This window comes from Burkholderia sp. WP42, assembly GCF_000745665.1.
Lineage (GTDB): Bacteria > Pseudomonadota > Gammaproteobacteria > Burkholderiales > Burkholderiaceae > Burkholderia > Burkholderia vietnamiensis.
The window spans coordinates 124,266-131,622 of sequence record NZ_JQJT01000026.1 but is presented as its reverse complement, the minus strand read 5'-3'; the positions used below and the strand labels follow the sequence as shown (position 1 = coordinate 131,622).

General features: G+C 66.2%; 8 protein-coding genes and 1 pseudogene. 6 read left to right on the top strand and 3 right to left on the bottom strand.

The window, feature by feature from the left end; translation table 11 throughout:
- Window positions 1-159 (top strand): annotated as a pseudogene (locus tag EX20_RS31995) (electron transfer flavoprotein subunit alpha/FixB family protein); the annotation flags it as partial.
- 326 nt (window positions 160-485) lie between these two features.
- Here EX20_RS31995 and EX20_RS18030 read toward each other — a convergent pair.
- Entirely contained in the window at window positions 486-1,772 is a 1,287-nt protein-coding gene (locus tag EX20_RS18030) for a D-amino acid dehydrogenase (RefSeq protein WP_011883851.1), read from the bottom strand.
- Window positions 1,773-1,917: 145 nt separating this feature from the next.
- On the opposite strand from EX20_RS18030, the gene EX20_RS18025 reads away from it, so the two are divergent.
- The gene (locus EX20_RS18025; protein ID WP_011883853.1) at window positions 1,918-2,406 is read left to right on the top strand and encodes an Lrp/AsnC ligand binding domain-containing protein; all 489 of its coding nucleotides are present in this window, start codon (window positions 1,918-1,920) and stop codon (window positions 2,404-2,406) included.
- Between the two features lie 93 nt (window positions 2,407-2,499).
- The gene (locus EX20_RS18020) at window positions 2,500-3,672 is read left to right on the top strand and encodes a PA0069 family radical SAM protein (protein WP_011883855.1); all 1,173 of its coding nucleotides are present in this window, start codon (window positions 2,500-2,502) and stop codon (window positions 3,670-3,672) included.
- Between the two features lie 21 nt (window positions 3,673-3,693).
- Here the strand turns inward: EX20_RS18020 and EX20_RS18015 are convergent, their stop codons facing one another.
- Window positions 3,694-4,161: an NINE protein gene (locus EX20_RS18015; RefSeq protein WP_011883856.1), complete on the bottom strand. Its 468-nt coding sequence runs from the start codon at window positions 4,159-4,161 to the stop codon at window positions 3,694-3,696.
- 110 nt (window positions 4,162-4,271) lie between these two features.
- A complete protein-coding gene (locus tag EX20_RS18010) occupies window positions 4,272-5,411 on the bottom strand; it encodes a PQQ-dependent sugar dehydrogenase (RefSeq protein WP_034194235.1) in 1,140 nt (379 codons plus the stop codon).
- Between the two features lie 153 nt (window positions 5,412-5,564).
- Here EX20_RS18010 and rpsP point away from each other — a divergent pair, with 153 nt between their 5' ends.
- The 3 genes from rpsP to trmD are packed head-to-tail and all read left to right on the top strand — an operon-like array spanning window position 5,565 to window position 7,334.
- The gene (gene rpsP / locus EX20_RS18005) at window positions 5,565-5,819 is read left to right on the top strand and encodes a 30S ribosomal protein S16 (protein ID WP_006476550.1); all 255 of its coding nucleotides are present in this window, start codon (window positions 5,565-5,567) and stop codon (window positions 5,817-5,819) included.
- A 42-nt stretch (window positions 5,820-5,861) separates the two neighbouring features.
- The gene (gene rimM, locus EX20_RS18000) at window positions 5,862-6,539 is read left to right on the top strand and encodes a ribosome maturation factor RimM (RefSeq protein ID WP_034194234.1); all 678 of its coding nucleotides are present in this window, start codon (window positions 5,862-5,864) and stop codon (window positions 6,537-6,539) included.
- Complete coding sequence (trmD, locus tag EX20_RS17995) at window positions 6,540-7,334, top strand: tRNA (guanosine(37)-N1)-methyltransferase TrmD (RefSeq protein WP_011883859.1); 795 nt, start codon at window positions 6,540-6,542, stop codon at window positions 7,332-7,334.
- Window positions 7,335-7,357: the final 23 nt, after the last annotated feature.

Below are 7,357 nucleotides of genomic sequence, written 5' to 3'. Positions count from 1 at the left end.
ATCTCGGGTGCGATCCAGCACTTGGCCGGCATGAAGGATTCGAAGGTGATCGTCGCGATCAACAAGGATCCGGAAGCGCCGATCTTCAGCGTGGCCGACTACGGTCTCGTCGGCGATCTGTTCACGCTCGTGCCGGAGCTCGTGAGCGCGCTGGGCTGATGCTGCGCGCCGCTGCGGCGGTGTGCATGTTCGAAGAGGGGGCGCGATGAGCGCCCCTTTTTTGTTGTGGTGTCGCTCGAGACGAGCGGCTGTCGTTGGCCGGGCATGGTCGCGATCGTACGGTGCCGTGTGGAACGGATCGTCGCGCACGCGCGATTGGCGGCGGCGACGCGCTCGACGGGCGACGAGCGCATGCGCCGGTTGGCTGTAGCCTCGTGGCGGGTCGCCGCTCGCACCGCCATTTTCGCTCGCCGAAACGAGAAAGGCGCCCGAGGGCGCCTTTCTTGCCGATGCAGCGGACCCGTATCGCCACGGGCCGTTCCGGCTTACGCGTATGCGGGACGCGTCTGGCCGGCCACTTCGTTCAGGTAGCGATGCACCGACAGGTCGTCGGCCTGGATCGCCGGCTTCTTGCCCGAGATCAGGTCGGCGAGCAACTGGCCCGAACCGCACGACATCGTCCAGCCGAGCGTGCCGTGGCCGGTATTCATGAACAGGTTCGACACCGGCGTGCGGCCGACGATCGGCGTGCCGTCCGGCGTCATCGGGCGCAGGCCCGTCCAGAACGTCGCCTTCGACGTGTCGCCGCCGCCGGGGAACAGGTCGTTCACGCACATTTCGAGCGTTTCGCGGCGCGCGGCGCGCAGCTTCTTGTCGAAGCCGACGATCTCGGCCATCCCGCCGACGCGGATGCGCTGGTCGAAGCGCGTGATCGCGATCTTGTAGGTTTCGTCGAGCACCGTCGACACCGGCGCGGCCGCCTCGTTGACGATCGGCGCGGTGATCGAATAACCCTTCAGCGGATAGACCGGGATCTTCATCAGCTTCGACACGAAGTTGGTCGAGTACGAACCCAGCGCGACGACGTATGCGTCGGCGCGCACCGTCTCGCTGCCGCATTGCACGCCGGCGATCTTGCCGCCTGCGATCGCGAGCGCGTCGATCGGCGTGTTGTAGCGGAACTTCACGCCGAGCGATTCCGCGAGCGCCGCGAGGCGCGTCGTGAACAACTGGCAATCGCCCGTTTCGTCACCCGGCAGGCGCAGGCCGCCGGTGAGTTTGTGCGATACGGCGGCGAGGGCCGGTTCGGCATTCTTCAGCTCGGCCGGCGACAGCAGTTCGAACGGCACGTTCGCTTCGCGCAGCACCGCGATGTCCTTCGCCGCGCCGTCGAGTTGCTGCTGCGAGCGGAACAACTGCAGCGTGCCGCCCGTGCGGCCTTCGTACTCGATGCCCGTATCGGCGCGCAGCGCCTGCAGGCAATCGCGGCTGTATTCGGCGAGACGCACCATGCGGCCCTTGTTGACTGCATAGCGCTCGGGCGTGCAGTTGCGCAGCATCTGCCACATCCATTGCAGCTGGAAGCGCGTGCCGTCGAGGCGGATCGCGAGCGGCGCATGCTTTTCGAACATCCACTTGACCGCCTTCAGCGGCACGCCGGGCGCGGCCCACGGCGCCGCATAGCCGGGCGAGATCTGGCCCGCGTTTGCGAAGCTCGTATCGAGCGCCGGGCCGGCCTCCCGGTCGATCACCGTGACTTCATGACCGGCGCGCGCAAGGTAATACGCGCTCGCCACGCCCACCACACCGCTGCCCAGAATGACGACTCGCATAGCTGCTCCAGATGGAAGGAATCAGGTCGAGGCCGGGCGCACCTGCGGCTCCGTGTAACCTCTAGCTGATCTAGTTGTTTGCGCTATGGTATTGTCGAATATGTAGGTTTTGTTATTGTATTTTTCAGATTTTCAGCACAAACACATGAGAACGCAACGTCAGCCGGTACGCACGCTCGACAAGCTCGACCGGCGCATCCTCAAACTGCTCCAGAACGACGGCCGGATGGCGATGAAGGACCTCGCGGAGCAGGTCGGACTGACCGTGACGCCGTGCATCGAGCGCGTGCGGCGCATGGAGCGCGACGGCGTCATCACCGGTTATCACGCGCGCGTCGATCCGAGCCAGCTCGGCGCGGCGCTGCTGGTGTTCGTCGAGATCACGCTCGGCCACAAGGGCGGCAACATGTTCGAGCAGTTCCGCCGCGAAGTGATGAAGATCGACGAGGTGCTCGAGTGCCATCTCGTGTCGGGCGACTTCGATTACCTGATCAAGGCGCGCATCGGCGAGATGGCCGACTATCGCAAGCTGCTCGGCGACATCCTGCTGCAACTGCCCGGCGCCGTGCAGTCGAAGAGCTATGTCGTGATGGAGGAGATCAAGGAGACGATGACGATTCCGGTCGGCGAATGACCGCGGCCGCGCCGGCGTAGTCGGTTCCGTTCGGCTCCTCCTTGGCATGCTTCATCCAATACTGTATAAATGTACAGTATTGGGTGAAGGCGAATGGGTGAGCGCATGGACGGTCGATCCGACAACGAATTTCCGATCGCGCCGCCCGTGCCCCGCAAGGGGCGCGGCGCGGTCGACAACCTGCAAGGGCGGTACGAGACGGCGCTGCGCGAGGCGGTGGACGACGGCTGGACGCACGAAGCGGACGATGGCGATCTCCCCGCGCCGTTGCGCACGCAGGTGTTCGAGGAGCGGGCCAAGAGCATCCTCACGCGCAATCAGTCGCCGGACATTCCGTTCAGCGTGTCGCTCAATCCGTATCGCGGCTGCGAGCACGGCTGCATCTACTGCTTCGCGCGGCCCACGCATAGCTATCTCGGCCTGTCGCCCGGTCTCGATTTCGAGAGCCGCATCTACGCGAAGGTCAATGCCGCCGAATTGCTCGAGCGCGAGATCGCGCGCAAGCGTTTTGTGCCCGAGCCGATCGCGCTCGGCGTCAACACCGATGCGTATCAGCCGGTCGAACGCGATCTGCGCATCACGCGCAGCGTGATCGAGGTGATGCACGATCACGGGCTGCCGTTTGCCGCGATCACGAAGTCGTCGCTGATCGAGCGCGATCTCGATCTGCTCGGGCCAATGGCCGAGCGCGGTCAGGTCATGGCCGCAGTCACCATCACGACGCTCGACGCCGATCTCGCGCGCACGCTCGAGCCGCGGGCGGCGACGCCGGCGCGCCGCTTGCGCACGATTCGCGCGCTGCGCGACGCCGGGGTGCCGGTGGGCGTCAGCATTGCACCGATGATTCCGTTCGTCACCGAGCCCGACATGGAACGCGTCCTCGAGGCCTGTGCGGATGCCGGCGCGACACATGCGAGCTACATCGTGCTGCGGCTGCCGTGGGAAGTCGCGCCGTTGTTCAAGAACTGGCTGGCCGCGCATTTCCCGGACCGCGCCGAGCGCGTGATGAATCGCGTGCGCGACATGCGCGGCGGGAAGGAGTACGACTCGGATTTTTCGAAGCGGATGAAGGGCGAGGGCATCTGGGCCGATCTGTTGCGTCAGCGCTTCCGCCAGGCCGTCAAGCGGCTCGGGCTGAACGAGCGCGGGAACGGCATTCTCGACATGTCGCGGTTTCGCGCTGCGGCGCCTGCGCGCGTGAGCGCACAGCTGGCGGCGGCGAGCCGCGCGAAGCCGCGCGACGATACGCAGCTGAATCTGTTCTGAACTGAACGCGCGCGGCGGCGCTTATTGCGAAATCTGCTTGGCGGCTTCGACTTGCGACTCGAAGTACGTCTGGAACGACAGGGCGAGTGCGGTCATCAGCAGGAACGCGCCGATCAGAAGCGAGAAGATCACGACGAAGATCACCGTCCAGCCGGAGCGGCTGTGCTTGCCCGTATCGGCATTGAATTGCGCGTCCCACTTTTCGTCGGGGCGCAAGCCGTAGACGAGCGCGGCGAGGAACGCGGCCAGCAGCGAGATCGCGCCGGGCACGGCGAGCCACCAGCCGAGGCCCGCGCTGCGCTGAGTCGCGGCGAGCAGCATGAACCCCGGGATTCCGATGATCGTCGCGAGCAGATGCGCCCAGCCGTACACGTCGCGAAAGCCGTACAGATAGAAGCGGTGCGCGCCGAGCGAGCCGAACAGGAACGCGAGGGCGGCGGTGAGCGTCTTCGAGCGAAAGCGGCGGGACGGGGCGGTGCTGCTGGACATGGGCGGCGGCGGAATTATCGTGGGGATTGGTGGCCGGCGTACCGGCCTGGGCGCGCGGCCCGGCACGCATTCTACGATGCGCGATCGGGTGCGGTCACTGGTTGCCTGCGTCAAGGTGCCGCATAGGTGACGCGGTAGATGGCGCCCGCGTAATCGTCGCTGATGAGCAGCGAGCCGTCGGGCAGCGACAGCACATCGGCTGGGCGTCCCCATACGGAGCCGTCCGCGCGCAGCCAGCCGGTGATGAACGGAGTCTGACGCGCGTGGCTGCCGTCGGCCGACACCACCACGCGCATCACGCGGTAGCCGGCCTTCGTGCTGCGATTCCACGAACCGTGTTCGGCAATGAAGATGTTGTTGCGGTACGACGCGGGAAACATCGGCCCCGTGTAGAAGCGCATCCCGAGCGCCGCGACATGCGCGCCGAGTTTCAGCACCGGCGGCACGTAGCGGCGGCACACGTCGGGGCCGCCGAATTCGGGGTCGGGGGTGTCGCCGCCGTGGCAGTATGGAAAACCGAAGTCGAGGCCTGCGCGGGGCGCACGATTCAGTTCATCGTCCGGCAGGTCGTCGCCCATCAGGTCGCGGCCGTTGTCGGTGAACCACAGGTCGCCCGAATCGGGATGCCACGCGAAGCCGACCGTATTGCGCACGCCGCGCGCAAATACCTCGCGGCCGCTGCCGTCGGCGTTCATGCGGGCGATGAGCGCGTATCGGTTGCGATCGGCGGCGCACACGTTGCACGGCGCGCCGACCGGCACGTAGAGCTTGCCGTCGGGCCCGAACGCGATGAATTTCCAGCCGTGATGGTGATCGGTCGGCAGTGCGTCGGTCACGACCGCCGGCGCGGGTGGCGCGGCGAGGCGGTCGTCGATGTGTTCGATGCGCAGGATGCGCGACACAGCGGAGATGAACAGCGTGCCGTCCCGATAGGCGACGCCCACCGGCATGTCGAGGCCGGTGGCGACCACGTGGCGGGCGACGATCCGGCCGTCGCGCATCACGAATGCATGCACGCGGCCTTCCCGCGTACCGACATATAGAATGCCGCGCGGCGACCACGCCATTTCGCGGGCGGCCGGGACCGCGTCGGTCAGCAGCTCGACGCGAAAACCGGGCGGCGCGACCAGTTCGCGCACCGGCGGCGCGGCGCAGGCCGTCGCAGACGCGACGCACAGCACGAGACCGGCCAGCAAGCCGGCGAGATGGGGCTGCGTGCGGTGTGTCGGGATGGCGCGAAGGGGCGGCATGGCATCGGGCGGCGTCACGGACACGACGATTGTATGCCGGCCCCACAACGCGTCCGTCGAATTTTTGCGCGTAAGTGTTTGTTGTGGCTTTGGTTTCCGGCTATAATCGCACGTTTCAGTAGTTTCGAACCCGGTTTTCCCGAAGGATTTCATATGGTTATCATCCGTCTGGCTCGTGGCGGCTCGAAGAAGCGCCCGTTCTACAACATCGTCGCTACCGATTCGCGCAACCGTCGTGACGGTCGCTTCATCGAGCGCGTCGGCTTCTACAACCCGGTCGCCACGAAGGGCGAATCGCTGCGTATTGCTCAGGATCGTCTGACGTACTGGCAAGGTGTTGGCGCGCAACTGTCGCCGACCGTCCAGCGTCTCGTGAAGGAAGCGCAAAAGGCGCAGCCGGCTGCCTAACATGGCGCGGCGTACCGGTCGTACCGGCTGCAAGGAGCATTGATGTCCGGTCACGATTCCGGTAATGCAAGGCGCGGGCGAGCGTCGTTTGGCGCATTCGTCCGCAAGCCGGTCGAGCGCGGCGCTGCCGCGAGCACCGGTGCGGCTGCCGAGCAAGGTAGCCTCGAAGCGGCGCAGGACTGGCCCGACGATGCAGTCGAGGTCGGCGCCGTGGTCGACGCGTACGGCCTGAAAGGCTGGATCAAGGTGGCGGCGCATGCCGACGCCGGTCGCGGCGGCGATGCGCTGCTCAGCGCGCGTCGCTGGTGGCTCGAACGCGGCGGAGAGCGGTTGTCCGTCCGCATTCTGCAGTCGAAGACGCACGGCGACACGGTCGTCGCGCAACCCGCGGGTGTCGACGACCGCGATGCCGCGCTGGCTATGCGCGGCTTTCGCGTGTTCGTGCGCCGGGAAGATTTCCCGGCGTTGGCCGCGGACGAATTCTATTGGGTCGACCTGATCGGCCTCGAGGTGGTCAACGAGCAATCGGTGTCACTCGGGAAGGTCAGCGGAATGATCGACAACGGCGTGCATTCGATTCTGCGCGTCGAGTATCCGACGATCGGCAAGGATGGTGCGCCGGCCACCGACGAGCGGCTGATTCCGTTCGTCGGCGTATATGTCAAAACGGTGGATCAGGCGGCCCGTCGCATCGTCGTCGACTGGGAAGCCGATTACTAAATGAACCAGGCTACGGAGCGCGCGGTGCAGTTCGATGTCGTCACGCTCTTTCCCGAGATGTTCCGTGCGCTGACCGACTGGGGTATCACCAGCCGGGCCGTGAAGCAGGAGCGCTTCGGGCTGCGCACCTGGAATCCGCGTGATTTCACGACGGACAACTACCGCACGATCGACGATCGTCCGTACGGCGGCGGTCCGGGCATGGTGATGCTCGCAAAGCCGCTCGAGGCTGCGATCGGCGCCGCGAAGGCGGCGCAGGCGGAGCAGGGCATCGCGAGCACGCGCGTGGTGATGATGTCGCCGCAGGGCGCGCCTTTCACGCACGAACGTGCGGTGCGCATGGCGCAGGAGCCGGGCGTCGTCGTGCTGTGCGGCCGTTACGAGGCGATCGATCAGCGTCTGCTCGACCGATGTGTGGACGAGGAGATCAGTCTCGGCGATTTCGTGCTGTCCGGCGGCGAGTTGCCGGCGATGGCGATGATGGATGCGGTCGTGCGTCTGCTGCCCGGCGTGCTGAACGATGCGCAGTCGGCCGTGCAGGACAGCTTCGTCGACGGCTTGCTCGATTGTCCGCATTACACGCGCCCCGAGGAATACGAGGGGATGCGCGTGCCGGACGTGCTGCTCGGCGGGCATCATGCCGAGATCGAGAAGTGGCGGCGCCAGGAAGCATTGAGAAACACGTTGCGGAAGCGGCCGGACCTGATCGTCCGGGCGCGCCGCGAGAAGTTGCTGAGCCGCGCCGACGAGGCGTGGCTTGCGAACCTCGCACGCGAAGCGAAAAACGCCTCCTGAGGCGGTTTCGCGGGCGGGAAATG

Excerpts from the sequence above, each read along its gene's own strand:
- EX20_RS18030 (WP_011883851.1), bottom strand. The coding sequence starts at position 1,772 with ATGCGAGTCGTCATTCTGGGCAGCGGTGTGGTGGGCGTGGCGAGCGCG.
- rpsP (WP_006476550.1), top strand. The coding sequence starts at position 5,565 with ATGGTTATCATCCGTCTGGCTCGTGGCGGCTCGAAGAAGCGCCCGTTC.
- rimM (WP_034194234.1), top strand. The coding sequence starts at position 5,862 with ATGTCCGGTCACGATTCCGGTAATGCAAGGCGCGGGCGAGCGTCGTTT.
- EX20_RS18020 (WP_011883855.1), top strand. The coding sequence starts at position 2,500 with ATGGGTGAGCGCATGGACGGTCGATCCGACAACGAATTTCCGATCGCG.
- EX20_RS18025 (WP_011883853.1), top strand. The coding sequence starts at position 1,918 with ATGAGAACGCAACGTCAGCCGGTACGCACGCTCGACAAGCTCGACCGG.
- EX20_RS18010 (WP_034194235.1), bottom strand. The coding sequence starts at position 5,411 with ATGCCGCCCCTTCGCGCCATCCCGACACACCGCACGCAGCCCCATCTC.
- EX20_RS18015 (WP_011883856.1), bottom strand. The coding sequence starts at position 4,161 with ATGTCCAGCAGCACCGCCCCGTCCCGCCGCTTTCGCTCGAAGACGCTC.
- trmD (WP_011883859.1), top strand. The coding sequence starts at position 6,540 with ATGAACCAGGCTACGGAGCGCGCGGTGCAGTTCGATGTCGTCACGCTC.